The following is a 1,654-nucleotide window of genomic DNA, read 5'->3' as shown; positions in this document are numbered from 1 at the left end:
TAGGGATGAAATTAGTCAATCTCAGTATCGTAGCAGCAGCTACTTGTTTATTAGCAACGTCGGCGCATGCGCTTAAAACGGAAGACCGTGTGATCAAGGACAATTATCAGGTTGAGTACACTAAAGCACCGGGTGCGGTAAATTCTATTGGAGAGATGTTTACCGAGGGTGAAGTCTACGGACGTCTTCGTTCGAATATGTTTTGGTATGACTGGGAAAATGAAGATTTGACAAATAGTGATCTTTACAAACGTACCCATGACAATAATCAATGGGGTATGGGAGGGAGTTTGGTGTATAAAACCGGCTTTTTCAACGGATTTGGTGCTACAGTCGGGTTTTACGGTACTGTGCCGATGGTAAACGAAAATACGGTTAGTAATAGTGCCGGTACGTTAACGGCTAACTACGGAAAATCAGGAAAAGATACCTATCGTACACGTGCTGATGGTACCGAAACGTCTATGGGCAATTTTGCCGAAGCGTACGGAGAGTATAAAAACGGTAAAACCGATGTTAAAGTCGGACGTCAGGGTATCGATAGCATTATGCTTGCAACCAACGATACGAAAATGATCCCTAACACATTTGAAGCGGCGATAGTTGAAAACAAGGATATCCCAGATACAACTGTTCGTGCCGGATACATTACGAGCCAAAAGCTCCGTGATCATCAGCTATTTCATAGTATTTTGGCTTATGATGCTGGGCAAACGTCAATAGCTGTCAAAGGTGACAAAGTTAATGGGAATGATGATGCGGGTGTTCATAAGGGTCTTACGGTTTATAACATCCGTGCAGCAGGAGGAGATGTCGATCCGGAGATGGTTTTGCTAACTGCTTCGAATAAATCGATCCCTAACTTGAAACTCGATGCCGAATTTGTTGGTATCAACGATTTTTTTAATACCGTCATTGCTGAGGCAAATTATAAAATCAAATTAAATGGCGATTGGAGCGTGACACCGGGTGTCCGTTATCTGCGCCAGATGGATGATGGTGCCGGTGCAATCGGGGGTGCGGCTTTGAGTGGTAATGTGGTTGCTTTTAATAGTAGTGGTAATCCTGATGCTGCAAAACGTGCTAATGCGCGTGCGAACTATACAAATCCTGACAGTGTGGATGGAAGTATCATTATGGCACGTATCGTGGCGGAAAATGGTCCTCTTGCGTTACAAGTCGGATATTCTAAAATAGCTGATGACGCTGATATTATTGCTCCGTGGCGTGGATTCCCGACAGGTGGGTATACCCGTTCGATGGCACAGGTTGACTGGATTGCCAACACCAAAAACTGGGCTGTAAAAGCAACGTATGATTTTGGAAAAGCAGGGATTATTGAAGGTTTCAAAGTGGCAGCTGACTATGAAAATATGAACTTTGATGAAGCAAAAGCATACAGTTCTGGTTTCTCAGATCGAAATATCTTCCATGTCGATATGTGGAAAACATTTAAAGAAATTCCGAATACAGAGTTTAAATTCCGTTTCGCAACAGTTAATGCGGACAATTTGTATTCGGGAACAACCCCTACTCTTGGGACTCAAGCGACAACTGATTATGCATCATACGATGAATACCGTTTCGAAATTAACTACCTCTTCTAAAGGCTAAATGATGAGAGCGTTGTTGGGAACTTTATTCTTTACGATCA

1 protein-coding gene is annotated in these 1,654 nt (G+C 42.9%); it reads left to right on the top strand.

The genetic code is table 11. The features are described 5' to 3' along the window. A partial coding sequence (locus A2517_RS04575; protein ID WP_294894595.1) for an OprD family outer membrane porin occupies window positions 1-1,607 on the top strand: 1,607 nt, incomplete at its 5' end. Between the last annotated feature and the right edge of the window lie 47 nt (window positions 1,608-1,654).

The organism is Sulfuricurvum sp. RIFOXYD12_FULL_44_77 (assembly GCF_001830725.1).
In the GTDB taxonomy this organism is placed as follows: domain Bacteria; phylum Campylobacterota; class Campylobacteria; order Campylobacterales; family Sulfurimonadaceae; genus Sulfuricurvum; species Sulfuricurvum kujiense_A.
The sequence above is the reverse complement of the archived record's forward strand: the minus strand, read 5'-3'. Positions and strand labels throughout refer to the sequence as shown.